This window comes from Mediterraneibacter sp. ICN-202921 (genome assembly GCF_037890075.1).
In the GTDB taxonomy this organism is placed as follows: domain Bacteria; phylum Bacillota; class Clostridia; order Lachnospirales; family Lachnospiraceae; genus Mediterraneibacter; species Mediterraneibacter massiliensis.
The window spans coordinates 1-21,922 of the sequence record NZ_JBBKBE010000016.1 but is presented as its reverse complement, the minus strand read 5'-3'; the positions used below and the strand labels follow the sequence as shown (position 1 = coordinate 21,922).

The following is a 21,922-nucleotide window of genomic DNA, read 5'->3' as shown; positions in this document are numbered from 1 at the left end:
AAGATCCGCCCACTTTCCAAAATACATGTGAGCAATCTCTTTTTCTCTGTATCCTATCTGCATACCTACAAACACAATCCACGCAAAGTTTATTCCTTCTGTTTCTTCCCCGTTTCCTCCCTCTGCGTGGTTTTCCCGTTTTTTCTTGCGAAACATCGGTTGAATTCCGCATGGATGGCTGCCCCTAATTCCCTTGGCGTCATATCCACCTTGCGCAGCAATGCCGTATCTGTAAATTCCGGGTATTCCTTTTGGCTGTCTTCCTTTTCTATCTCTATACCCTCTCTTATCATCCAGATAAGCGCCTTGTTTATCATCTTTATGTTTGGTGTGCCGGACGTACCGACCATTAATCCATCCTCATTTATGACGATTTCCCCATTTTCGTCCACATTAGGGGTAAACCCTCTGATTCCATTTTCAAAACTTGACAGATCTCCATATTCCTCCTGTATTTTTTCCAGCACTAGTATATCGCATTTTAACGGGTATTTTTCCCCGGAAAGTTCAATGTAATTTAATTTTTCAAACATGATTCTTCTCCTTTTATTTAGGGCGGTAAACCCGCCCACCTTTATTATTCTGTTTTCGCTGTAACCGTCGTCTCGCCGGCCTTTTTCGCCTGATCGTCTTTTGTCACTTCTGCGACAACGATCTTATCTCCTGTTTTCGCTGCCACGTCTGCTGTTCCGTCCCATGTTGTCCAACCGCTCTTTAGGTTGCACACATCATTATATGCCGGAAGAGATACCTCTTTTCCGGTTTTATAAACATACGTATTTTCCCCTGTTTTTTGTGGTGTTACCGTAAGCTTTGTCTTACCGGTTTCCGTTCCCTGCGCACTTTGCACTGTCAATTTTTCTAGGCTTTTCCCGAATTTCTCATAGATCCAATTCCGTGCCTCTACCTCTGTATTAAAGCTTTCTGTTTCTTTCCAATTCCCATTATCTGGAGAGCTTGCCCTTCCCGTGATGGATGGTGTTTTATACTCAATAGACTCGCCTTTTGTGGAATAGTCTTCAGATGGTTCAGAAAATTTTACTTTGCTTAAAAAATTTCCAATAAAGGATCTTATGCCATTTACCTTTTCCACCGATATCCAGCCCATACCAATATTGTTGTTCTGATCATCTTTATTGAATTTTACACTTTTCTTTTCCTCGTCCACCGCATGCCCGAACATTTCATTGTGCGCTTTGATCGGGATCGTGCTTGTATTCAGCGTAACCTCTGCGTATGTAAATTCCTTATCATACTCCGCCTGTTCATCATCAGCGTACAGGGATCCTTCTGCATAGTTCGGCGTTACCTGCAGCCCAACTGCTTTTCCCAAATAAAATGGATCTCCATAGGTTCCATCATCATTCATTCTTCCAATAATCGGTTTTCTAAGTCCTACATATGCCATAATTCTTCCTCCTCTTTATTAATTCCCGCCATTTTATCTAGCCAGGAATCAGCTTCTTCTGCTGTGTTACATAGTTTCTTCTTTTTCCATATCCCGTCTTTATCCGGGTACGCTTTCCCCTTTACTGATGGTGTCGTATAATCGATTGCCTCTCCCTTTGATGTATGCGCCTGTCCATCTTCTTTTAGCTTTACTTTATATAGCCATAATGCAGTATATTTTACCGCGCCTGCAATAACTTCTCTTGTGCGGATCCCCAGACCTACATATCCAGAAATATCCTCATCACGGTATATTGTCTCGCTTCCAGTATTTTCATGTCCAAAAACTATACCTTCTGCTTCTTGTGGTATGGCGCTTATTCCCAGCGTTATGTCGGCATATACAAAGATCTCCTCATCTTCTGTGTCGTTTATATCTCCGTAATCGCTAATATCTTCGTATTGTGGAGAAATTTCGATCTTAACCGCTTTCCCGAACCGGAAACCCTTCGTATATCCTTCCTCGCCTTGTGGATATTTTGCTATAACGGGACGTGCCAATCCTATATATGCCATTATTCTTCCTCCTCTATATAGCACTCAAAACAAAGGTGGTAATATCTACTGTCCTTTTCGTAAAAAGTTTCTATACCCGTCACGGTAAAACCGGCGCTTTTTAGGGATTGTCTTATGTCCTTTCGTAATCCAATATAATTTCCTTTTACGTAAAGGTGTACCTGCATATACTGCGTCCATTCGTAATCTTCGTCGTCCGCATAATAACCCGGTTCTTCCAATTCTGGATTGTACACGATATACATATCCGGCTGTGAATCAAAAGGGCAGCACAAAGGCCAAATATTCCCCTTGGCAATCTCTGACAACGCATTTTCGATCTTTTGGTTTACATTCATTCCACCACCTCATTAAATTTTTTCTGCATAGCTTCCAGGCAATCCCCTTCTGCGTTTTTAATAGAGTTCGCAATAACCGGGCGTGCCTGTTGTTTTGAAGTGCCAAAATTCAAATACGCCAGTTTTTCATTGTTGCGTATGCCCTTCCTGTCTTTTCCTTCCGCAGTTACCATAACATAGTGACCGTATTTATTTTCCCCTGGTTTTTTTGCCTCTATCGCTCCCGCAAGATTGCCTGTGGCATATCCTCTGTTTGCTTCTCGCTTCACCTGGGAACGCAGTTCTTTTTCCAAAACCGGAGCCGCCGCATTTAACAGCTCCGGTGCATATGCATCCACCTTTCCCAGTTCTTCTAGTTCTTTTGCAAATTCATCGAATCCCATAGTTTTGAAGCCCATTATCCACACACCACCTCGATTTTAGATTTTCCTATCTTGTAGGCACGTATAATGTCATATTTCCATTCGCCTGCTTTTATTTTACGGGCATATTCCGGTTTTCCATTTACTGTATGCCGTGTTTCTTCCCAGTCTTCCTGGCGTACTTCAAATACAGTTTCTACAGATACGCCCGCATTCATGGACTGATACTTTTCAGATCGTGTAACTGATTTTTCCTGCGCATATGCCTTTACTGCATGTATTACCGGGCTCTCAAAACCGTCAGGATCCTTTTTTATTTCTTCCCATATCAGTTCAACTACTTCCATTGCCATTCTCCTTCTTCTCGTAATCCCCGGATAGGCACATAGAATCGCGCAGAGCTTTGAACGCTGCCTCGAATTTTTCTGTATTTTCATCGTACCCGTAATGTGCTTTGCAATACAAAACAATCGCATTGTAATAAAGTGGATCGTTTTCATCGCCGTATACCCCGGTTATTTCCATTTCTTTTTTGCAGGCATTTACCAGATCTTCGATTTCTTCGTCTGCCAGGTCCGACATAGCTCGCACTCTTCTTTTTAATTTTTCTATTATATTTTTTTCAGCCTCACTCATTTAATGCCTCCAAAAGTTTCTGCTTTGTCATGGATCCGTAACCTTTTATACCCGCCTGTTTTGCTGCTGCCTTTAGTTCCGCTGCTGTATTGTTCATACTGTATTTAGCGGACTTTAGGCCGAATGCTTTTTTGTGATCGTCACCAGAGAATTTTTATCTATCGCCTTTCCATCGCAGATCATGACTGCCTTCGTGATCTGGTCTTCCGTGTCATTGTCTTCGTATGTCTTTATGCGCATTGCGTAGTTGGTGTTAAACATATAATCAGACCAGTTATACAGAAATGCGACAACCGTATCGGCGCTGATCGTTGCCCCCAGGCTTGTCATATATTCGTTTAAAACAACCCGCCTTCCCAGAAGTGTCCGCTCCGGTTTTCCACTAATTCCGTAGGTCACTCTAGCGATCGGCTGCCCATCCTTATCTACCATTCCGATAAATTTCATAAATGTTTTCTTTGTCATATTCCAGACTGCGCCATTTTCGTATGCGAGCGGAAGTGCCGCCTCCGCATCTATCAGTGTTTGGTATGTAACATCACTTTCTGCTGCAATATCAATATTTTGCCCTTCTGGCGCCGTTTCCTTTAAGACTCCCTTTGGTTGTCCGCTTCCCGTACCTTCAATAAACGCTTTTTCCTGTGCTTTTACCATAGCCTCAGAAACATTCTGTACAAAAATTGTTTCGAAAATCTTTAAAGACATGACTGACGCTTCTAACGTCATGGAAATTGCGCAGCGTAACTTATATCCGGCAATATCGATCTGTCCTGTTGTTTTCTTTTGTTTATCGGATGTGCCGCCTTCTGCTACCCATGTGGCTACCGGTTTCACAGAGGAAGTCGGTACCGTTGCTCCTGCCGGAAATGCCGTTTTAGTCACCAGAGGAAGGATCATACCGATTGTTTCCATTTTTTCAACAATACGATTTACTACTGTAGGGGAAATCACGGAGCCGATCTCTGTAGTTTTTGTGTTGGCGTTTTCGTTTTTGAATTTCTCCGGTATTGGTGTACCCTTTAAGACATAATTCATAAACGCTATTCTGTATTCCGCTGAATCATAGATGTTTTCTTCTGTTGGAAGGTTTCCAAAATTTACTACATTCCCTTCTTGTCCAAATACATTCACCGGTTTTGGTTCTGTATTCAAAGCGTTAAAATCTGCCTGGGCCTGTGCGATTCCATCCCATTTTTCATCCAGATCCCTTACTTCGTCCATCTTTTCCTGCGCTTCTTCTACTTGTCCCTGATCTAAAAGCGCCTGTGCCTCATTCATAAGGCTGTTTCTTTTTTCTTCATACTGTTTCTTGTTCATCTTTTTTCTCCTCTCAATCTTAAAAAATTCAGCTTTTGCTGTATTAAAAAAGCAGACTGTTCAACATTTTTCTGTTGTCCGTCTGCTTCTTTTATCATTTTTCTTGCTTTTTCCATCTGGTCTTCTCCCGGTAAATGGAATAAATATCCTGCTGTAAGTATCTGCGGTTCTTGATTTTCCTCAAAAAGTACCGCATCTATCATTTTTTTATCCTTCGCCTGTGCCGCAGTCAGCCAGGTTTCTTTTTCCATCATGTCAAGTGCTTCTGCCTCTGTCATTCCCGTCTTCGCCATATATGCTGTACTTAGTGCCTTATCTGCTGTACGCAGGACTTCCGCCGTATGCTCCAGATCGCTATGATTGCCCCGTACTCCTGTAGATGCGCAATGCACCATCATTAATGCCGTTGGAGCCATTTCACAGTATCCTGCCATCGCAATAATAGACGCTGCGCTGCATGCTTCCCCGGTAATGTAAATCTTTACATTTTCCGCACTTCTTAGCATGGTGTATATTTCCGACCCGACATCGATCACGCCGCCCGGCGAATTGATATATACCTCGATTTCATCCCCTGGAATGACTGCATCCATAATTTTTCTTACGTCCGCAGGACATGTACTGTCCATTTCAAACCAATCATAATACCATTTATAATCATTTGGTATGATCGCTCCTCGCACGTCAATTCTATGTTTCACCCTTCTCACCTCCTCCACATATTTCTAATATCTGCCCCATCAATGCTGTAATCTGCGTGTAGTTTTCGCCATTCATTTTATTTAGGCAATCTTCCATCATATTAACTACCTGTGTATCCAGTCTTCGGATTGGCTGGTCGCCGCCTGCGATCGGTGCAAGGTTCATAGTTTCTCGCCACTCATTTGGAGTCATTGCACCGCGATCTACCATCGCCTGGAAGGCAAGTTTAGTAGTAAGGCTGGCGCACTGCAGATTGTTGGCTTCGAAAACAATCCGGTTTCCAAAACCTCTTTCTTTTCTTGTAAAAATTCCCACCGTATACGTCTGGTGCATTTGAACGACAACCGGCTCGACTTCGGCTTCATAGTAGGCCGTCCATTCGTTTTCTGTGTAATCACTTTGTACGATTTTTTTATTCGTGTTAAAAAAAGAATAGATCCTTTCTATCGTTCTATCTGTCTGCGCAGCGTTTGGGACATAATCTTTCGGCTCAATCCTTTGCACATCCGCTTTGGCGTCAACACCGGCAGCACCAAATGTATCCGTTTCCACGGCCAGATAATTTTGTACAAATTTTTCTACATTTTTCTTAATGTCTTCGTCCCTCATGGACTGAGTAAATTTCAGCAGCCATCGTACTACTCCGCTGTTTTTAATCGCACGGACAATTCCCTTGTCGATAGTCCCGATTACTTCCATCATGGAGGAAAGCGCCGGTGCGGGACTTTCTCCGAAAATATCATCTTCGTTGTAATCCTGCCGCAAGTGGATAATATCCGAATATCGAAAGATTCCGCTTTTCCCATTTCTGTACTGAAATTTTATAAACGTTTCCCCTGCATCACTGTATTTTATTTCAGCCATTACGCAGGGGATAGGATATAATTGCATTACTTTTCCATTTTCATCCCGGACTATTAATATAAATGCATTGTTGTTTAGGCATAACTGATTTGCTACTTTTTCCTGCATTTGTTGCCCGGTCATGTACGGATTTGGCTCCGAAAGCAAAAACCGGATATTTGCATCTGGATTTACTTTTAATTCTCCTGTTGGATCGTCTCTGATATGTTTTCCTACCAGCTTACCGATTGCTTTTACTTTTGGTCTTATGCATGCCCGTACTATATCGCTTTCATACAGCTTCCCATTCCAGGCATAATAGAATTCTCCTTGTGTTGTTACCATTTTCAACACACTTCTTTCTCCTGCTCTATCTGCTTGGTTGTGTGTTGGCTCTCTTTTTCTAAATAATCCCATATTTCCCTCCATTGCATAAAAATAACACCTATGCAGGTGTTTAAATCAATGACATATATTCGTTTATATTGTTTTGCAGAACGACATACGCATCTAACAACGCCGCCGTCCCGTCTATTCTTCGACGTGGCTTACTCGTTTTGATCGGCTGGATATTGCCATTTTTATCGATGTCCACAGCTGTATTGCACAGGCACCATTTATCTACCGGATTGTTATTATACACGATCAGATTGCTTTCCAGATCTGCGCCTAGGTTTTTCATAGGCTGCGACAATGTCTTTTTCCCTTGTATTACCGGTATCATGGCTGTTTTCCCGAAATATTCCTGCATATCTTCCACGAAATAGGCAGCGCTCCAGGAATCATACCCTATCATGCTTAAATAGATGTCATGCTGTTCCTGTATTTCCACAAACCACGCCTTTACATCCCGGTATGAAATCTTATTTCCTTTGCATGTTCGGACATATCCCTTTTCTATCCATATGTCGTACGGTATTTTATCCTCTGCTACCCTCTTTTCTACGAGATCTTCCGGCATCCAGTACATAGACAGCACATAAATATGTTCATCGTTCGGAATCTTGAAAATAACCTTTCCCGCCGTCAAGTCGGTTGTAGAAGATAAGTCCACGCCGCCAATCCCATATCTTGGCTTTAATTTCTTTATGTTAAACGTCTCCGTGTTATTTGCCTGCTCAAAAGTCAGCCACGCCTCTGAAGATGTCTCTCTTATATTAAATTCCTTGCATAGAAGATTTTTTACTAAGAGTGGGTTCTTTTTAGCTTTTTCAACCTTGTCTTTTAGTGTTTGCCTATTTTTAATCGTCCCTAGGCCTGGATTTGCCTTCTGCCAGCATTTTTCGTCTGTCCATTCCCTCCGGTTGTCTAATTCATAGATAAAAGCAATAAAATGTTCATCCTTATATCCTTCTGGATCGTCATACCCATTGATAACCATTTCTGCTTCATCATATTTCTGATCATAAATATCTTCCCGGATGGTTCCGGCTGTAGAAGTAATGTACACTAAAGGCTGCTCTCTGGCTGATACACCGTCCGCCATAATGTCGTATAAGGCTTTCCCCTGTTTCCATTGATGAATCTCATCCATTAGAACACAATGTATATTTAACCCATCCAGTGTATCACTATCAGATGCCAACGGTTTAAATACACCGTCATTGAAATCTGTATCCAGCTCTGCCACAAGTGATCGAACCCTTTTTGTTAATACCGGAGATTTCCGCACCATTCTTTTTGATTCAAGCCAGATGATTTTACTCTGATCTTTCTTTGTGGCCACTGCATAGACTTCCGGTCCCATTTCCCCATCCGCAGTCAGCATATATAGTCCTACTATAGACGCCAGCAGTGACTTACCATTTTTCTTTCCGACAATCAGGAGAGATTCCCGGTATTTTCTATTTCCTTCGATATCGATAAAACCAAACACCGCTGCCAGGTGTGCCTTTTCCCAAAGTTCCAGCCGTACCGGCTTTCCCCCGAATTTTCCTTTGGAATGTCGACAGTAATTCTCTGCAAACTCTAATACGTGGTTAGCTCGCTTGCTGCTATAAAAATATTCTCCCGGATCATGTATGTCATTTACAACTTTTTTGTAAGTCCGGTATACTTTATTACTTACTTCAATTTCGCCTGCTTGTATCTTTTCCCAATATTCCAATATAGGATTATATGCAAACGGATATCTAATCATCTCTGCCATTTACAAATTCCTCAAAACCATCATTTACCGGTGCAATCCCTTTGGTTTGTTCTTTTGGCAGCAAATCTGTAAGCTGTTTTACGACAGAAGAATAGTTTTTGATCATTGTATTATATATCTCAACCTCAGAACATTTTTTTACGCCTTTCTGATTCGCTCCGTTCTGGTATTCCTCTGTGTAGCCCTTTTCGTCTATGATTTTTCTCAATTCATACAGAGAGGCCGCCATAAAGGCCGCCTCTTCTACTAATGAATCTACTGATTTTTTTGTTTTTTTATCAAGCCGCAAATAAATTCCTGCAAGTTTTCTTTTCTCTGCTTTTATAATTTCTTCTTTACTTTTTCCTTCATAATTCAACGCTTCTCCCTCTTTCTCTTTCTTTTTTCTCTATAGGAAATTGTGTGTATTTCTAGCAATTGTCTGATATTTTCACCTACACCCCCTCACGCGAGTTTCCTCTGTGTTACTTGTAGGTAGGACCGTGGTCAATCGCTGTCTGAAAATTTTTCAATTTGAGGGGGGGGGATACATACAATTCTCCATCCGGCGTGAAGTCATATTGTACAAGCCTTGCTGCCGGTCCATCCTTTGCATTTTCTTTTTGGTGGCATGCATGGCAATCGTATTTCAGATTATGGAAACCTAGCGCAATGTCTGGATCATTAATATTATCCGGTGCTAGTTCAATCTTATGGTGTACGATATATCCCGGTACTTCATGGCAGCTCTCACAGAGTCCTCCATCAATCGCCTGCCTATGTGCAATGTAGGCAGCTCTGCATTGTTTCCATTTCTTTGAATTATAGAATGATCTCGCAAACTCTTTAGCCATCTTCCTCTACTCCTACTATTTCAAAAATGCTGTCAATAATCTTTACATCTATGTCCATAACTTCTTTGAACCATTTTCTACAGTCTTCCGCTTCCTCTTTGTTCATTCTTGCATTGGTTTTTAGTATCAGTGCGCTTCCACGCTTTATCGATATAATTTCCATACAGCTTCCTCCAATAAATAACGGCAGCCTGCTTATTGCCTGCTGCCGCGTGCTCCTTATTTCCCTTCGTTATATCATGTTACCATAATATCACAGAAGTAGGTCGATTTTGTCACCAATTTTTAATTGATCCAGATAATAATAGAAAAGTCGCCTATATGCATAGAATTCATTGATTCCTACTGGTATCCTTCCTATGTACTCATCGTATTCGATGAACCTGTAAGATAGGTCGTTTGTCACGCTTTTTATTATGTATGGATATAGCTCTTCCGATGCCGCAACTGCTGCCTGTTCAATCATTTCACAGTCCTTTTGGTACGTTACATTCCGTATAGCATTGTTTTCCAGTTGGTTATGTTTGTAATTGCTTTTCGGCATCCCGTCATTTGTCCCGCTGGTAATCCCTCTATGTATCTTTGCTTTCTTTTCTTCGTATTGCAGGCAGAACGCTTTTAACTCATCATATCTGTTTTTTGATATGCCGTAATCATCCCAGGTCATTTCTCGCAGTCTTTTTTTGTTCATCCGCAACGCTCCCCATCTTGTACTTCTCTGCTATGTACTCCGCCACTGTCTTATGCTCGATCTGCTCTGCCTGCTGCCGTATAAGTCCTCGCACCCCTGCAGGACGTTTAAACCACTCCGATGCATGTGGATCCGGCGGATGTTCCGCCATGCTGTTGTAATGTTCCTGGCTTTCTATGTGTGTTTCTTTTCTGGTTTTCATTTTTTCTCACTCCAATCTATTACCTGTCCGCATTTCGGGCAGTGTTCGTAATCGTCATAATCTACTTTTTCCATCGCCTCCCGGCATTCTTCCACGGTGCCAATTTCCCGATACTTCTGAATTTCTTCGAGGGCATTCAAGATACCATGTGTCAGATTTTTGTCTATTGTTACTGTACAGTCTATATTTGCTACTCGACACGACCTAATATAGCTTATCAGTCGTTTTATCTCTCTTTCTGTATCTGTCATTCCTCCACACCGCCTTTCTTAGAATATCCCCCATTTTCCATTCCAGATAGAATAAAAAAGTTCATAAGCTTTTTCGTTGCTTTCCCATCTTTCAGGTTCACCTTCGTAGTATTTCGGGTTTTTGATTACGTCCTTATACTTCTCTGGCTCCATGACTTTGTATATAATTTCTTCTACTCCAAGCCCGTCATTTGCTTTTAAATCACGCGAGCCTCCGCTATCACAATCCGTATGTTTGTAAGGTTCCATTAACTTCTCTAGTAAATTGGGGGTCAATATTCCGGCATTATACACCTCGATTACTGTTTGCTCCATTATTCGGTATCCTGTGTTCCAGCCCATTACTCTGCACCGCCCTCTCCTACTCTACTTTCATAAATCTGCTCATAATGCGTTCCTTGCATGACGACTTTTCTTTCTCCGGTCGGTATGGCTCTGGAAGTGGCTGCCAGGCGATAATTTTACCGTTTGGTGTTCCCCCTATCGTTTCAAAAATTGCATTTCCATTTTCGTCCATACTGTCAAACCACATTTTATCCATGTATGTATATATTGTGTCAGTATATCTTTCGTATTTCTCCCATTGTACTAATACATCGCAGCTTGGTTCTGGTAATCTCTCTTCTACCGGAATCCAACCATCATTATCTCGTGGTAATCTCGCGTTTTCTTGGCTATTTTCACGAGATAGGTCGTCCATATGCTTGCGGATAATATCTCTCGCTTTTCGTAATCCATCTGCTCGCTGTTCTGAAAATGGAATGCTGTCCCTAATCTCTTCTTCAATCTCTTCCAAAATCTTCTCTAATACGTTCATCACTCCACCTCCAAAATATTCTCATTCTTTGAAACCGGATGAGAGTTATATACGGCCACAACTTCTCTTTGATGCGCAAAATTACTTCTGCAATAAGGACACTCGTAATTATCATCACTATCATCCATTTCAAAGCCTTCTATTTCACTAAGACAATATGGAGTCCTGTCCTTAATCTCGTATTCCTTCGGCAACTGCTTTTCCAGTGCTTCGATTGCAGTTTTTAGTTTTTCTATTTTTGCTTTTAATTTAACGCATAGTGATGTAAAGCCTTTATTATCTCTAATCATGAATTCATAAATATTGATATCATCTTTTAATTCTTCTATTGCTTCTCTAACTTTCTTTTCGTCCATCTTCTTTTCCTGCATGTCAGTCCTCCGTCATTTTTTCCATCATTTTCTTGAATGCCACGTTTTTTAAGTGACTGCTTGCTTGTGAAACGATGCGGTCTGTAATCCGATCTTTATCCTCGTAAATTACCCGCCGCACGCATTCCGCTGTAACTCTATTTACATTATTTCTGTCCGATGAGTAATCCCCGTAATATTGCCGTGCTATTACATCTAACAGTCTATCCTTTATCTCTTCCTCTGGAATTTCAATTGTGATTTTCATTGTCAGTCCTCCCCAAAACCCATATATTTCATTACGTTTACACCTGTCTCCTTTTCCAGTTCATCATTCAGCAACTTAAAATCATATTCTTCATCTTCGGATATGTACTTCATTTGCTGTTTTACAAAATCTAAAAATCTCTTTATCCGTTTCGTACCGTACTTTTCCTGTCTGTACAGGTAATCTACAGAAATGATACAGTAGATCAAAAATACCCGCAGATTCTGTTCCTGCTCTCTTTTCTTGTACTCAGGGCTTTTCATAACTTCATCAATCTTCTTTTTCAGCTTAGCCCTTTTTAGTTCTTTTTCTGCCCAACTCATGGCTTTCTCCCTTCGTTTGTTTTCTCTTGTTTATCCTATTTCCCTTCAACGTACTTGTCACAGTCCGCCGGATCACAGCCACGCTCTTTGTCTGTGATAAGATAATAATCACAACCCTTCTTTTCAGCCCGATATTGGCAGCTCTTGCAGGCATGCCGATCAGCGTTCCAACCGGTGGCTATCTTTTCATCCGGCTTTACTGCTTTTGTCTTTTTCCTGCTGCATTTTTCTGGGTGCAGGTAATAATATACTGTGTTATATTTAAGCCCCAGCTCCTTAGCAATTTCCGGTGCTTTCATTCCTCTTGCGGCCATGTCCCGCGCCTTCTCCTGGTTACCATTTCTCTTCTTTCTGGCCGGAACCGTCTCCGACTCCGGCCTCACTGGGGGGATTAGTTTTCCCCTTTTCCTTCCCGATCCGATACGCTGTTTTGGATCATCCCCATAACTTCCTGGTTAAACTCTGGTCTTTCTACTGCCGGTACATCGACTAATAGCTCCAAGTTCTGGAACAGCGACTCCAATGAATATGTTTCGTACCCGCCCGACTGTGATCGTATCGTCCGATCGATCACAATGACCTCTTTACCTTTTTTCCAGTATTTAATAGCCTGATCGATATCTACTCCCGTAAACATACATCCTCACCTCCACACCTTATCCATACACGCGGTATGAAAAAATATCTCTGTTTTTCTCTTTGTTCTCACATACTCCACTTTGCTCATGTCATCATCCGGTCTGATCTCTTTTCCACACCCCGGACAGATTACTGGATGGTTCCATTCCCAATAGTCTGTAAGTTTCTTTTTTTTCAACTTATCCGTCATATCTGTTTCTCCCTGATTGCTTTAATCCTTGCCTTCAAGCTCTTCATTACCCAGTTCTGCACATCATCCTTTTTTTCCAGTGCCTGCATAACATCCTCATCTCTTGTATCTGTGCAGACAAGATGGTGTATGATCACCCTCTCCTTCTGGCCCTGCCTGTGCAGCCTTTTGTTCGCCTGTGTATACAACTCATAATTCCAGGTAAGGCCAAACCAGACCACGTGGTTTCCACCCTGTTGCAGGTTTAGCCCATAGGCACTGCTGGCCGGATGTGTCAAAAGGATGTCGATCCTGCCTGCATTCCAATCATCCTCGTCCTGTGGGGTTTTCAGTTCCCGGATCCGCAGCTTTGACTTTTCCAACGCTCTCAACAACCGGATCCTGTCATGCTGAAAATTATAAAATACCAGTGCCGGCTTTCCCTGAAGGGACTCGATCAGCTCCATGAATGCCTCGATCTTGCAGTTATGTACCTCATGGTAATCCCGGTCCTCGTCGTAAATGGCCCCATTACCAAGCTGCAGAAGCTTATTGCTAAGTGCAGCAGCGCTGGTCACACTGATCTCTTCTTCATCCTCCGGAAGTTCCAACACCATCTTCCGTTCCAGATCAGCATAGGCCTTTCTCGATTTATCATCCAGCACCACCGGGATCTCATGGTAGGTAACTTCCGGAAGCTGCAGATAATCTTCTGCCTTCATGGAGATGCAGATGTCTGAGATTTTCTGCAGGATGCTTTCTTCCGTTCCCGGTTTTGCCTTGTAGTTGTATACCACATCTCTGCCTCTGTCCCCCGGATCAAAATATCGTTCCCGAAACTGTGTATATCTGCGTCCCAGACGCTCCCCTCCATCCAGAAGGTACACCTGCGCCCATAAGTCCTCCAGACCGTTTGGGGAAGGCGTGCCAGTCAGCTCCACAATGCGGTCGATATGCGGTCCCACACTTGACAGAGATTTAAACCTTTTTGCCTTGTGGCTTTTAAAGCTGCTCGACTCATCGATCACCACCATGTCAAACGGCCAACTGTTCCGGTAATAATCCACCAACCAGCAGACATTCTCCCGGTTGATGATATAAATATCCGCCGGCGTATTTAATGCCCGGATCCGTTTTGCCTGACTTCCCAGTACCGGGGACACTCTCAGGATCTTCGTGTGATCCCATTTATCTTTTTCTTTTGTCCAGGTACCCTCTGCCACCTTCTTCGGCGCGATCACCAGGACCTTTCTGACCTGGAACTGATTGTACTTCAACTCCCGGATTGCAGTCAGTGTTGTAACTGTCTTCCCAAGTCCCATATCCAGGAACAATCCGATCTTTTTAATCTCCATGATCTTGCTGATGCAGTACGCCTGGTACCCGTGTGGCTTAAATATCATCCTTCTCTCCTCCTACAGTTCATACCGGCAATCCAACGCTTTACTGACCTCCTCATAACCCATGTCCTGGAAAAATTGGCTCAGCCCGTCTATCCCATACACGACTCTTACATCCTGCCCTAGTTTCTTTAGCCTGTTGATCTGTATCTTTTGTAGCTCCGTAAGTTGGCCTTTATCCGTTTTCAGTTCCACGAACACCGGGTGTATGCCAGGAAGAAACACGATCCGGTCAGGCACCCCTGCATTTCCCGGACTCACCCATTTATACGTCCTGCCTCCCAGCTCTCTTATTTCTGCCGTTAAGATTTTTTCGATCTCTTTTTCTCTCATATCTGCTCCTCTTCTCCGTAAACTCTCTCTCGCGCGCGTATATGTACCCGTATTAGGCGTGTTAGGTACGTGCCCCCTATATCTAATTTATATATTTTTTCTTTACTATAGAAAGTTGGTTTACATGGTTTACATATAATAGAAAACCTTTGATTTTACGGGGTTTCTCTGTAAACTAAGTATGTAAACTTTTAAAGATTTATCGTTTACATGGTTTACACCCGATTTTTTTGTCCGTAAACCAACTATCTTAAAAGGTTTACGTACTTGGTTTACACCCTTTCGAAACCTTTTTGCGCCCCATGCGGGCCATACCGTCTCATGCTTTTATTCCGTTTCCATCCTTTCATGGAGGCCAAAATACTATTGATCTCCATACTATCCGTTTTTTTTAAATGCTTCACATCCCCGTTAAAACATTCCGTCCATATTTCGACGGCGCACACCTTATCCCGTACCGTCAGATCTGTCCCCTCCGGTAGATGGAGTCCTCCAGCGAAGTACTGCCTGCGTTGCGACAGGCTTAAAGAGTCCCAGTTTGGAGGGATCAGCCTGTCCAGGAATTCACGTATCAACCCCTCTTTCCCCGACGCCTCTCTATGGCTTTCCTGCATCTCTTCTGCCAGCTGTTCTTCTTCCTTTGACATGTATAGAGGCTCTCCTAACATCCAGTATGTATATGCCTCCGCCCATATTTGATCCACTTCTGCCGGCAACTCCTGCCATACAGATCTCTTTGCCGGATGCACACCTACATCCACTGGCCAGAACCTTCTGTTCCCGGTCATATCCTTTAAAAATTCCTCTTCATTGCTAGTCCCAAAAAATACGCACCGCCGGGGATATTTATTCGTTCTGCGCCCATATGCGGCGCGATAAATATCATCTGTCTTGCTTAAAAACTGCTTGACGGCATTCGTCTCCTGCTTTGTCATGGCCGTCAGTTCCCCTACCTCGTTGATCCAGGTTCCCTGTATAAGCTCTGCCGCTTCTTTCCCTTCAAAACTTGTCAGGGAATCTGAAAACCAGTCCTTCCCCAAGATCCGCAGGAACGTACTCTTTCCGATCCCCTGCGGCCCTGTAAAGATCGGCATGTAATCATATTTCACTCCGCCAGTCACGGCACGCGCGACTGCCGCGCATAAAGATTTCCGCATGACCGCTCTTGTATATCCATTATCCTCGGCGCCCAGATATACGCTCAAAAGTGTATCCAGACGTTTCTGCCCGTCCCATTTTAAGGATTTCAGGTACTCCTTTACATCGTTGATACGGTTCTGGCTGCTCACGATCAGAAGGGCATTGTCCAGTTTTTCCCTGCCTGTAATCCCATAAAACAATTCCATATAATTATAGAAACCTGCGTCATCCTCATCCTTCCATCTCCGTTTTTCCGTGTCCTTACTCCACGGAATTTTTCCCAGGATCAAGCCGCAGCTTGCAAACTCATCCGTCACGATCTTTCCCTTTAAAAGCGGGTCATTCTGTAAGATGATCACCGCATTATTGATCGTCTTTTCAATCTTTCCGTTTCCGTCGTGTGTGAGCCGGGATATCCAGGACAGATCATCCTCCGGTACAGGTTGTCCCCCTTCTTCCTGAAATGCCTGCCTTGCTTGTTCCATCTTCTCTTTTGCCAGCAGGTCAGAAACTTCCTTATCCTCAACCGCCAAATGGCTCATGGCCGTAAAAGAAGGCAGCTTATTTACCGGGGTCCCGTCTTTTGCTTCCTGATCCTTATCCCCATACATATGCAGACGCACAAGGTCAAAAGCATTAACAAGCAGCCCAGAGCACGGATCCGTTGCATGATGAGAATACAGAAACAGATCCCCGTCATAGACAACCGCACCACCTACCGTAGAACCACCTGTATAGGTGTAACGGCCTTCCACGTCTGTAGGCTCGTACATTCCCGGGATAAATTTTTCCATAGCCTGCGAAATTGTATATGTCCGGCAGAACGCCCCGATGATCCCCCTCTTAGTAGTAGGATCCTCCTGTTTCGCAAGCCTCCTCTTTTCGGTCGCGGCTGTTCCCGGCACCTGCGGCCACTGTGAAATATCCGTCCAATCCCCATACATCCGCAGAAGTCCGTCCAGACTACAAAACGGATGATCAAATACTTCATATATATATTCCCCGTCCTTACAACAGCTTGGCCAGTACATCAATCTCGCCGCATCAAATGTAGTCGGGTCACAGAACTCCATCCCGACCAGGGCCGCAAGTTTCCTCGCAGCCGGTTCATATTCGTCCACAGTCGCAGTTTTATCCAGAGGAACGATCACACGAAGCCTGGGAGCATATCCGGCATGTTTTCTTGTACTGTAGACTACTGCGGCGCATCCCAAGCCGGACACCCTTCTCACAACATCCCCTGCGCCACCGGCTGGAATATTATCCAGATCCAGTGTCAACAGGTCACGCCCCTTCACATAAGCCGCCTTCCGGATATTATTCTCAAACGTACCTCCCACAAAACCGCCTACATCTTTCAGCCCATCCTGTTGGTGCTTTGGGTATGCCAGATATTCCTCCATTGTCTCTGCACTGCGTACAGGGTTTTTCACCCGGTCCACAAATTCAGACCATAGCACTTCTGATTCCGGCCAGTGTTTTGTCTTTCTCGTCCCTGCGGTACTGATGTGTAATTTCTTGTTGTGCTGCATCCGTCATCCCTCTAATCTTTCATATAATATCGGCTTTCGAAGCCTGCGCCTTTTAAGATCAATCCCGGTGCCCATGATATAGGCTCCGCCATCAGATCACAGATCTCGTCCACTGTCACACCCATTGGTGCATCTATGATCACCTCATCATGCACGTGGAATACCACCTGCAGTCCTTTTTTCTCGATCCGCCGCAAGGTTTCTGCAAGACAGTCTCTTGCTATGGCCTGTACGATATTCTCCGTCATTTTCCCACCATAAGTGGATGTAACCTCCCATTTTCTCGTCTGCTGTCCCACTGTATAGTAATGGATCGCCACTTTTCCGAACTGATTCTCCTCCAGAAATGGTTTCGGATAAAACAGTTTCCGTCCACTCGGCAGCCGTACAGTAAGGAAATGCTGTCCATATACAAGGTCACTTTCCAATGCAAAGATCAATCCATAGATCGCATGCGGCTGTGCTGTGATCATTGTCTGGATCGACGCTTCCTCCACCGCATACCACAGATCCCGGATCCGTGGATTAGCATTTCTCCATCTCTGAACGATATCCGGAAGTTCTTCCTCCGTCAGTCCCATGTTCAGGGCTCCCATTGCGATCAGTGCGTTAGGTCCGCCCTGGTATCCCAATGCAAGGGTCGCGACCTTTCCTTTCTGCCGCAGGCTGTATTCAGGGTTCCCTTTTATGATCTTTTCGATCGGCACATGGAACATCTGGGACGCTGTGGCCTCATAAATCTTTCCATGTGTTGCAAACACCTCATTCACCCACTGCTCTCCTGCCAGCCAGGCGATCACCCGCGCTTCGATCGCAGAGAAATCTGTGACCACAAATTTGTGATTCATTGATGGAATGAAAGCTGTCCGTATCAGCTGGGAAAGCGTATCCGGAACATTTCCATATATAAGACGGACGCCTTCATAATTTTTCGCCTTTACCAGCTTTCTTGCCTCGTCCAGTGTCTTTAGATAGTTTCTCGGAAGATTCTGCATTTGCACCAAACGTCCTGCCCATCTCCCGGTCCGGTTGGCGCCATAGAACTGTGTCAGCCCCCGTACTCGCTCGCCTTCCCCTTCTGCGGTCTTCATGGCCACATATTTCTTGATGGAAGTCTTTCCCAGCTGCTGGCGTATCCGCAGCACTCTTCTCACTTCATCCGATATATCATTTCGAGCTAACAGCTCTGTTACATTCTCCTTTGTCAGCCCCGGAATTTCTCCAGAAATTTCTTTTTCAATCCACGTTTTTAACTGCGCCGGGCTGTTGGGATTTGCCAATCCTGTGATCCCGGCTGCCTCGTTTGTCAGTTTTTCTGTACAAATTTCATCGATGGACAGTGCGCCGTCAATCAGTTCTTCGTCTACCCGGACGCCAAATGCATTCATCCGGATGTCCATCTGCCATAACAATTCTTCCTCTTCCGGAACTGGATACTGTTCCAGTCTTCTCAAGATCTCATGCTCCGTTACTACATCCTGCTTACAATACTCTTTGAAAAGGACCCATTTTTCCGGCGCATGTTTCGGTAAGTTCCATACCCGGTTTCCATTTGTCTTTGTAGGTTTACAGGGGACACAAAAATACCGGATAAGCGCTTTTCCTGTTGTCAGTTTCCGTTTATCCTGCGGTAGCCCGATTGCACGCCCAGTTGCGTCCAGACCCGCAGTGTACCCACAGTATAATCCATGGATCATTGTGCACCTCCACTGTGAAAGAGGGGTCTCATATCCGGCACGGTTCAAACAGTACCATTCAAACGCCGCATTATAGGCATGCTTTATCGTATCCGGATCGACCAATTCATCCAGAACCCAGTCTGGGATCTGCTCACCGGCAGTAAGATCTACCAGTTCCACTTGTTCATCGTCCCATTTATATGCGAATAATAAGATTCCGAAATCCGGTGACTGTGCATACTTGTACATCCCCGCCTTTTGTATATCTACACTGCTTTTTGTTTCTATATCTATCGAAAGATGATGCCTCATCCGTATCTTCTCCTCTTAAATAGATGGGAGCCACAAGGCTCCCTGCTCTTGTTACATTGGCATTCCGGTAATCGGATTGATCTGTCCTCCTGCATTTCCATATGCGGGAGCAGCTGGCGCTGCAGCCGGCTGGGGCGTTCCGAACGCTTGCGCCGCAGACACACGCCCTCCGCTCAAGGTCTCTCCGTCTTCCAGTTTCTGCACCGGACCCAGACCACAACCGATCCCTTTCTTACCCCCAAACGCATACGGGAAGAAATTCACGTTCACCCTCCCGTACATGCCGCTGTACACCTCTGATTGGTTGATGATCGGATTCCCCATCTTATCCACAACTTCCGGTGGATAGTCTGCCTTCGCGCTTGCAGTGAACACCCAGTGTCCTTTACATTCTTCCCCAAATGGCATGCCGTCACTTGGGCGTACGCCGTCGCCGTCATACACTGGCGTCGGCACGATCGGTGGGCACACGCCATTCCACTTTTCGGCCGTTCCTTTCTGTTTCGCCGCTTCGATTGCCGCATTGATACGTGCCATGGTATCCATATCAGACTTTGGCACCAATACTGTCACGCTGTATTTTTCTTCCTGCCCCTGCGCGGCGGCATAGGGTTTAAATAAATGTACATAGCTTAATCTTGCTTTTCCCGTAGTTACGTTCGTTGCTTCTCCAATTCCCATCTTACTTTTCCTCCTTGAATGCCTCTGCGGCAGATACTTTATTTGTGATTGCTTCTCTTTTATCCGATTCCTTTACAAGAGCCGGTTTTCCCGGTGTTTTTATGACAAATTCACCAACAACATCCTGAAAGTCTTTCTTTCCTACCAGTTTTTCTACCTGTGCCAGTGTAAGGGGTTTCTTTTCCCACAGCAGGGCCTCCTCTGTCACTCCTGATCTTGTGATTTTCTCAAAGGCAGCCTCCATATCAGTCCATTCCCTGACACCTCTGCCCTCTACAGCTTTCCATCCTGGTACCTCTCTCCCGGCCAGACACTCTTTTAAGGCATACTCTTTTAAATCACCTAACCATTTGTTTACGTCCTCTCCCAGGGATAAGTACTTTCCTACTTCCTCATTACCAATGAGGGGCGGAAGTTTTCCCTTATCAGGGTTGAACGCCAAACGGACATTTTCCTCTGCCCGGGCCCGGCACTTATGTTTCGCACGGCAGAACCTACACTGCTTTTCTCCTGGAGAAAAGTCCCCTTCCCCCGCAAAAGCAAGCGCCGCCCTTTCTATGACATAGTCTCCAAACTTAAGCAAGTCGCCAATCGTACATGTCCATTCAGAAATGTTGTCTATCCTTGGCTGTACGATGGAGAGCTTGATCCGCCTGATCGGATAAAGTACTTTATAAGATCCATACGCTCCTAATGCATACAGCATCATCTGTGGATTTTCCTCTGCGGACACTGGGACGCCTTTTCCGTATTTGAAATCGATCACCTGCAGCAGATCCCCCTGGATCAGGAGTAAATCTGCCGTCCCAAAACCTTCCGGAACATACTCGCTAAAATCAACTCTGTGCTCGATACGAAAAGAGGGCATTGCAGGAAGCCCAACCGCTGTATCTCTTATGTAGTCGAGATAGGTATCCGTATGTCTCATCATTTCGTCCTGCCACAATGTATCTTCTTTCATCCTTTTAATGGCGAAAGTTAGCTTTCTCTTGGAAACATCTCCGGGATCAAAGTAATTCCGCACTCTCATTTCAGCCAATTCATGCGCCAGAGTACCTTCTTTTGCGGCTTCCGAAGTAGTATCTGGAAACTGCTCCTCCAGCTTTGCGCTTGGTGTACATAAAAGCCATCTGTGCGCACTGGATGCACTTAACAGTGCATGTGCCCTTTCTTCATGCCCCATCAGATCTGTGCCCCCATTCCCCGAAGTGCCGTTGCAAAGTTTCCATACTGCTCTTTCGGCAGCTGTTGGAGAGATTCACATCCATATCCCGCCAGAAGCTGCTGCAGATCTGCCATTCCCCCCTTATCCATCACCGTCATCGCGGCCCTTGCAAGATCGTCCATTGTATACTCATGCTGCTTGGTCGGGACTGCAGTCTGCACAGGAACTGCCGATGTAACCGGAGCCTGTAGGTTCTGGACGGGAGTAGTCTGTACCGGAGCTACTCCTACATTAGTATTCGAAGAAAGTGATGCCGTCTGCCGCCCATATGCCTGGCTACTCTCTTTCGGATCTGGTGTCTCTGCCGCAAAAGTTTTGGGTTGTGCGTCTGTTCCTTTTAGGATCTCTCTTGCCACTGCTTTCATTTCTTCAAAATCTTTGTACACTATTGTGATCTGTGCCATCTTATTTACCTCCTAATTTTTCAAGCCCTGCATGGGCGATCTTTATGAATTCATCCTCTGTGAGGCTGATTCCCTTAGTCATTTTTTCATGGTCGTCAGACCATCCCCGTATATCCAGTTTTTCTTCTTTCCCGTACCAGCTGATTAGATTTAATTCTTTATGATACACATCTGTCTCTCTTTCTTTGGGCAGGGTTAGTAAGTTATGTTTAATTTCAAAACTAGGCTTCATTGTTTGTCCTCCCAATATTTCCCACCGCACCAAAAGAAATCTTCCGCCGGCAGGTAATCTTCCAGTACTACCAACGTGGGGTTCTCTTCACAGATGTGATCGCCCTCGCCGATCGGGGTACATTTGCTA

At 44.5% G+C, this 21,922-nt stretch carries 34 protein-coding genes; all 34 read right to left on the bottom strand.

Annotated features, from left to right (window positions below):
- Positions 1-89 precede the first annotated feature (89 nt).
- Complete coding sequence (locus WKT01_RS11225) at positions 90-533, bottom strand: hypothetical protein (RefSeq protein ID WP_340312386.1); 444 nt, start codon at positions 531-533, stop codon at positions 90-92.
- 44 nt (positions 534-577) lie between these two features.
- Positions 578-1,408 (bottom strand): major tail protein, encoded by an 831-nt coding sequence (locus WKT01_RS11220; RefSeq protein ID WP_340312384.1) that lies wholly within the window; start codon positions 1,406-1,408, stop codon positions 578-580.
- Entirely contained in the window at positions 1,396-1,965 is a 570-nt protein-coding gene (locus tag WKT01_RS11215; RefSeq protein ID WP_340312383.1) for a hypothetical protein, read from the bottom strand. Before WKT01_RS11215 ends, WKT01_RS11220 begins: the two co-directional genes overlap by 13 nt.
- A complete protein-coding gene (locus WKT01_RS11210) occupies positions 1,965-2,303 on the bottom strand; it encodes a hypothetical protein (protein ID WP_270396227.1) in 339 nt (112 codons plus the stop codon). Before WKT01_RS11210 ends, WKT01_RS11215 begins: the two co-directional genes overlap by 1 nt.
- On the bottom strand, positions 2,300-2,701 hold the full coding sequence (locus WKT01_RS11205; RefSeq protein WP_270396229.1) for an HK97-gp10 family putative phage morphogenesis protein: 402 nt from the start codon (positions 2,699-2,701) through the stop codon (positions 2,300-2,302). The genes WKT01_RS11210 and WKT01_RS11205 overlap by 4 nt, the downstream gene beginning before the upstream one ends.
- A complete protein-coding gene (locus tag WKT01_RS11200; RefSeq protein ID WP_270396230.1) occupies positions 2,701-3,012 on the bottom strand; it encodes a hypothetical protein in 312 nt (103 codons plus the stop codon). The genes WKT01_RS11205 and WKT01_RS11200 overlap by 1 nt, the downstream gene beginning before the upstream one ends.
- Positions 2,999-3,301: a phage head-tail connector protein gene (locus tag WKT01_RS11195; protein ID WP_270396231.1), complete on the bottom strand. Its 303-nt coding sequence runs from the start codon at positions 3,299-3,301 to the stop codon at positions 2,999-3,001. Before WKT01_RS11195 ends, WKT01_RS11200 begins: the two co-directional genes overlap by 14 nt.
- Positions 3,294-3,398, bottom strand: a complete 105-nt coding sequence (locus WKT01_RS13765) for a Rho termination factor N-terminal domain-containing protein (RefSeq protein WP_416389131.1) — start codon at positions 3,396-3,398, stop codon at positions 3,294-3,296. Before WKT01_RS13765 ends, WKT01_RS11195 begins: the two co-directional genes overlap by 8 nt.
- Before the next feature lie 17 nt (positions 3,399-3,415).
- Positions 3,416-4,618 (bottom strand): phage major capsid protein, encoded by a 1,203-nt coding sequence (locus WKT01_RS11190; RefSeq protein ID WP_340312378.1) that lies wholly within the window; start codon positions 4,616-4,618, stop codon positions 3,416-3,418.
- Positions 4,615-5,319, bottom strand: coding sequence for a head maturation protease, ClpP-related (locus WKT01_RS11185; RefSeq protein ID WP_270396235.1), 705 nt, complete (start codon positions 5,317-5,319; stop codon positions 4,615-4,617). The genes WKT01_RS11190 and WKT01_RS11185 overlap by 4 nt, the downstream gene beginning before the upstream one ends.
- Entirely contained in the window at positions 5,309-6,580 is a 1,272-nt protein-coding gene (locus WKT01_RS11180; RefSeq protein ID WP_270396237.1) for a phage portal protein, read from the bottom strand. Before WKT01_RS11180 ends, WKT01_RS11185 begins: the two co-directional genes overlap by 11 nt.
- 40 nt (positions 6,581-6,620) lie before the next feature.
- Positions 6,621-8,312: a terminase large subunit gene (locus tag WKT01_RS11175; protein ID WP_340312375.1), complete on the bottom strand. Its 1,692-nt coding sequence runs from the start codon at positions 8,310-8,312 to the stop codon at positions 6,621-6,623.
- Positions 8,296-8,670: a hypothetical protein gene (locus tag WKT01_RS11170; RefSeq protein ID WP_340312374.1), complete on the bottom strand. Its 375-nt coding sequence runs from the start codon at positions 8,668-8,670 to the stop codon at positions 8,296-8,298. The genes WKT01_RS11175 and WKT01_RS11170 overlap by 17 nt, the downstream gene beginning before the upstream one ends.
- 106 nt (positions 8,671-8,776) lie before the next feature.
- Positions 8,777-9,145, bottom strand: a complete 369-nt coding sequence (locus tag WKT01_RS11165; RefSeq protein ID WP_340312373.1) for an HNH endonuclease — start codon at positions 9,143-9,145, stop codon at positions 8,777-8,779.
- Positions 9,138-9,308 (bottom strand): hypothetical protein, encoded by a 171-nt coding sequence (locus tag WKT01_RS11160; protein WP_340312372.1) that lies wholly within the window; start codon positions 9,306-9,308, stop codon positions 9,138-9,140. The genes WKT01_RS11165 and WKT01_RS11160 overlap by 8 nt, the downstream gene beginning before the upstream one ends.
- 90 nt (positions 9,309-9,398) lie before the next feature.
- Positions 9,399-9,836, bottom strand: a complete 438-nt coding sequence (locus WKT01_RS11155) for a hypothetical protein (RefSeq protein ID WP_340312371.1) — start codon at positions 9,834-9,836, stop codon at positions 9,399-9,401.
- A complete protein-coding gene (locus tag WKT01_RS11150; protein ID WP_340312370.1) occupies positions 9,799-10,038 on the bottom strand; it encodes a hypothetical protein in 240 nt (79 codons plus the stop codon). Before WKT01_RS11150 ends, WKT01_RS11155 begins: the two co-directional genes overlap by 38 nt.
- On the bottom strand, positions 10,035-10,289 hold the full coding sequence (locus WKT01_RS11145) for a hypothetical protein (RefSeq protein WP_267303979.1): 255 nt from the start codon (positions 10,287-10,289) through the stop codon (positions 10,035-10,037). The genes WKT01_RS11150 and WKT01_RS11145 overlap by 4 nt, the downstream gene beginning before the upstream one ends.
- 18 nt (positions 10,290-10,307) lie before the next feature.
- Positions 10,308-10,631, bottom strand: a complete 324-nt coding sequence (locus WKT01_RS11140; protein ID WP_340312369.1) for a hypothetical protein — start codon at positions 10,629-10,631, stop codon at positions 10,308-10,310.
- Between the two features lie 19 nt (positions 10,632-10,650).
- Positions 10,651-11,106, bottom strand: a complete 456-nt coding sequence (locus WKT01_RS11135; protein WP_267303977.1) for a DUF551 domain-containing protein — start codon at positions 11,104-11,106, stop codon at positions 10,651-10,653.
- Positions 11,106-11,477, bottom strand: a complete 372-nt coding sequence (locus WKT01_RS11130) for a hypothetical protein (RefSeq protein ID WP_267303976.1) — start codon at positions 11,475-11,477, stop codon at positions 11,106-11,108. Before WKT01_RS11130 ends, WKT01_RS11135 begins: the two co-directional genes overlap by 1 nt.
- A gap of 1 nt (position 11,478) precedes the next feature.
- A complete protein-coding gene (locus WKT01_RS11125) occupies positions 11,479-11,724 on the bottom strand; it encodes a hypothetical protein (RefSeq protein ID WP_117975381.1) in 246 nt (81 codons plus the stop codon).
- A gap of 2 nt (positions 11,725-11,726) precedes the next feature.
- A complete protein-coding gene (locus WKT01_RS11120; RefSeq protein WP_340312366.1) occupies positions 11,727-12,047 on the bottom strand; it encodes a hypothetical protein in 321 nt (106 codons plus the stop codon).
- A gap of 35 nt (positions 12,048-12,082) precedes the next feature.
- A complete protein-coding gene (locus WKT01_RS11115) occupies positions 12,083-12,430 on the bottom strand; it encodes a hypothetical protein (protein WP_340312364.1) in 348 nt (115 codons plus the stop codon).
- Between the two features lie 8 nt (positions 12,431-12,438).
- Positions 12,439-12,684: a hypothetical protein gene (locus WKT01_RS11110; protein ID WP_340312362.1), complete on the bottom strand. Its 246-nt coding sequence runs from the start codon at positions 12,682-12,684 to the stop codon at positions 12,439-12,441.
- 6 nt (positions 12,685-12,690) lie between these two features.
- Positions 12,691-12,876 (bottom strand): hypothetical protein, encoded by a 186-nt coding sequence (locus WKT01_RS11105; RefSeq protein ID WP_340312361.1) that lies wholly within the window; start codon positions 12,874-12,876, stop codon positions 12,691-12,693.
- A complete protein-coding gene (locus WKT01_RS11100; RefSeq protein ID WP_340312360.1) occupies positions 12,873-14,258 on the bottom strand; it encodes a DEAD/DEAH box helicase in 1,386 nt (461 codons plus the stop codon). The genes WKT01_RS11105 and WKT01_RS11100 overlap by 4 nt, the downstream gene beginning before the upstream one ends.
- Before the next feature lie 12 nt (positions 14,259-14,270).
- On the bottom strand, positions 14,271-14,588 hold the full coding sequence (locus tag WKT01_RS11095) for a VRR-NUC domain-containing protein (RefSeq protein ID WP_340312359.1): 318 nt from the start codon (positions 14,586-14,588) through the stop codon (positions 14,271-14,273).
- 272 nt (positions 14,589-14,860) lie between these two features.
- Positions 14,861-17,260, bottom strand: a complete 2,400-nt coding sequence (locus tag WKT01_RS11090; protein WP_340312357.1) for a virulence-associated E family protein — start codon at positions 17,258-17,260, stop codon at positions 14,861-14,863.
- Between the two features lie 11 nt (positions 17,261-17,271).
- Positions 17,272-19,251 (bottom strand): DNA polymerase, encoded by a 1,980-nt coding sequence (locus tag WKT01_RS11085; RefSeq protein WP_340312355.1) that lies wholly within the window; start codon positions 19,249-19,251, stop codon positions 17,272-17,274.
- A 51-nt stretch (positions 19,252-19,302) separates the two neighbouring features.
- Complete coding sequence (locus WKT01_RS11080; RefSeq protein ID WP_340312416.1) at positions 19,303-19,926, bottom strand: DUF2815 family protein; 624 nt, start codon at positions 19,924-19,926, stop codon at positions 19,303-19,305.
- A gap of 7 nt (positions 19,927-19,933) precedes the next feature.
- Positions 19,934-21,115 (bottom strand): DUF2800 domain-containing protein, encoded by a 1,182-nt coding sequence (locus WKT01_RS11075; protein WP_340312353.1) that lies wholly within the window; start codon positions 21,113-21,115, stop codon positions 19,934-19,936.
- Positions 21,115-21,561 (bottom strand): hypothetical protein, encoded by a 447-nt coding sequence (locus tag WKT01_RS11070; protein ID WP_340312352.1) that lies wholly within the window; start codon positions 21,559-21,561, stop codon positions 21,115-21,117. Before WKT01_RS11070 ends, WKT01_RS11075 begins: the two co-directional genes overlap by 1 nt.
- Before the next feature lies 1 nt (position 21,562).
- Positions 21,563-21,793 (bottom strand): PC4/YdbC family ssDNA-binding protein, encoded by a 231-nt coding sequence (locus tag WKT01_RS11065; RefSeq protein WP_340312351.1) that lies wholly within the window; start codon positions 21,791-21,793, stop codon positions 21,563-21,565.
- Between the last annotated feature and the right edge of the window lie 129 nt (positions 21,794-21,922).

What these genes read in the sequence shown, in the direction of transcription:
- WKT01_RS11225 (WP_340312386.1), bottom strand. Translation starts at nt 533, where the DNA reads ATGTTTGAAAAATTAAATTACATTGAACTTTCCGGGGAAAAATACCCG.
- WKT01_RS11220 (WP_340312384.1), bottom strand. Translation starts at nt 1,408, where the DNA reads ATGGCATATGTAGGACTTAGAAAACCGATTATTGGAAGAATGAATGAT.
- WKT01_RS11215 (WP_340312383.1), bottom strand. Translation starts at nt 1,965, where the DNA reads ATGGCATATATAGGATTGGCACGTCCCGTTATAGCAAAATATCCACAA.
- WKT01_RS11210 (WP_270396227.1), bottom strand. Translation starts at nt 2,303, where the DNA reads ATGAATGTAAACCAAAAGATCGAAAATGCGTTGTCAGAGATTGCCAAG.
- WKT01_RS11205 (WP_270396229.1), bottom strand. Translation starts at nt 2,701, where the DNA reads ATGGGCTTCAAAACTATGGGATTCGATGAATTTGCAAAAGAACTAGAA.
- WKT01_RS11200 (WP_270396230.1), bottom strand. Translation starts at nt 3,012, where the DNA reads ATGGAAGTAGTTGAACTGATATGGGAAGAAATAAAAAAGGATCCTGAC.
- WKT01_RS11195 (WP_270396231.1), bottom strand. Translation starts at nt 3,301, where the DNA reads ATGAGTGAGGCTGAAAAAAATATAATAGAAAAATTAAAAAGAAGAGTG.
- WKT01_RS13765 (WP_416389131.1), bottom strand. Translation starts at nt 3,398, where the DNA reads ATGAACAATACAGCAGCGGAACTAAAGGCAGCAGCAAAACAGGCGGGT.
- WKT01_RS11190 (WP_340312378.1), bottom strand. Translation starts at nt 4,618, where the DNA reads ATGAACAAGAAACAGTATGAAGAAAAAAGAAACAGCCTTATGAATGAG.
- WKT01_RS11180 (WP_270396237.1), bottom strand. Translation starts at nt 6,580, where the DNA reads ATGGGATTATTTAGAAAAAGAGAGCCAACACACAACCAAGCAGATAGA.
- WKT01_RS11175 (WP_340312375.1), bottom strand. Translation starts at nt 8,312, where the DNA reads ATGGCAGAGATGATTAGATATCCGTTTGCATATAATCCTATATTGGAA.
- WKT01_RS11165 (WP_340312373.1), bottom strand. Translation starts at nt 9,145, where the DNA reads ATGGCTAAAGAGTTTGCGAGATCATTCTATAATTCAAAGAAATGGAAA.
- WKT01_RS11160 (WP_340312372.1), bottom strand. Translation starts at nt 9,308, where the DNA reads ATGGAAATTATATCGATAAAGCGTGGAAGCGCACTGATACTAAAAACC.
- WKT01_RS11155 (WP_340312371.1), bottom strand. Translation starts at nt 9,836, where the DNA reads ATGAACAAAAAAAGACTGCGAGAAATGACCTGGGATGATTACGGCATA.
- WKT01_RS11150 (WP_340312370.1), bottom strand. Translation starts at nt 10,038, where the DNA reads ATGAAAACCAGAAAAGAAACACACATAGAAAGCCAGGAACATTACAAC.
- WKT01_RS11145 (WP_267303979.1), bottom strand. Translation starts at nt 10,289, where the DNA reads ATGACAGATACAGAAAGAGAGATAAAACGACTGATAAGCTATATTAGG.
- WKT01_RS11140 (WP_340312369.1), bottom strand. Translation starts at nt 10,631, where the DNA reads ATGGGCTGGAACACAGGATACCGAATAATGGAGCAAACAGTAATCGAG.
- WKT01_RS11135 (WP_267303977.1), bottom strand. Translation starts at nt 11,106, where the DNA reads ATGAACGTATTAGAGAAGATTTTGGAAGAGATTGAAGAAGAGATTAGG.
- WKT01_RS11130 (WP_267303976.1), bottom strand. Translation starts at nt 11,477, where the DNA reads ATGCAGGAAAAGAAGATGGACGAAAAGAAAGTTAGAGAAGCAATAGAA.
- WKT01_RS11125 (WP_117975381.1), bottom strand. Translation starts at nt 11,724, where the DNA reads ATGAAAATCACAATTGAAATTCCAGAGGAAGAGATAAAGGATAGACTG.
- WKT01_RS11120 (WP_340312366.1), bottom strand. Translation starts at nt 12,047, where the DNA reads ATGAGTTGGGCAGAAAAAGAACTAAAAAGGGCTAAGCTGAAAAAGAAG.
- WKT01_RS11110 (WP_340312362.1), bottom strand. Translation starts at nt 12,684, where the DNA reads ATGTTTACGGGAGTAGATATCGATCAGGCTATTAAATACTGGAAAAAA.
- WKT01_RS11105 (WP_340312361.1), bottom strand. Translation starts at nt 12,876, where the DNA reads ATGACGGATAAGTTGAAAAAAAAGAAACTTACAGACTATTGGGAATGG.
- WKT01_RS11100 (WP_340312360.1), bottom strand. Translation starts at nt 14,258, where the DNA reads ATGATATTTAAGCCACACGGGTACCAGGCGTACTGCATCAGCAAGATC.
- WKT01_RS11095 (WP_340312359.1), bottom strand. Translation starts at nt 14,588, where the DNA reads ATGAGAGAAAAAGAGATCGAAAAAATCTTAACGGCAGAAATAAGAGAG.
- WKT01_RS11090 (WP_340312357.1), bottom strand. Translation starts at nt 17,260, where the DNA reads ATGCAGCACAACAAGAAATTACACATCAGTACCGCAGGGACGAGAAAG.
- WKT01_RS11085 (WP_340312355.1), bottom strand. Translation starts at nt 19,251, where the DNA reads ATGAGGCATCATCTTTCGATAGATATAGAAACAAAAAGCAGTGTAGAT.
- WKT01_RS11075 (WP_340312353.1), bottom strand. Translation starts at nt 21,115, where the DNA reads ATGGGGCATGAAGAAAGGGCACATGCACTGTTAAGTGCATCCAGTGCG.
- WKT01_RS11070 (WP_340312352.1), bottom strand. Translation starts at nt 21,561, where the DNA reads ATGGCACAGATCACAATAGTGTACAAAGATTTTGAAGAAATGAAAGCA.
- WKT01_RS11065 (WP_340312351.1), bottom strand. Translation starts at nt 21,793, where the DNA reads ATGAAGCCTAGTTTTGAAATTAAACATAACTTACTAACCCTGCCCAAA.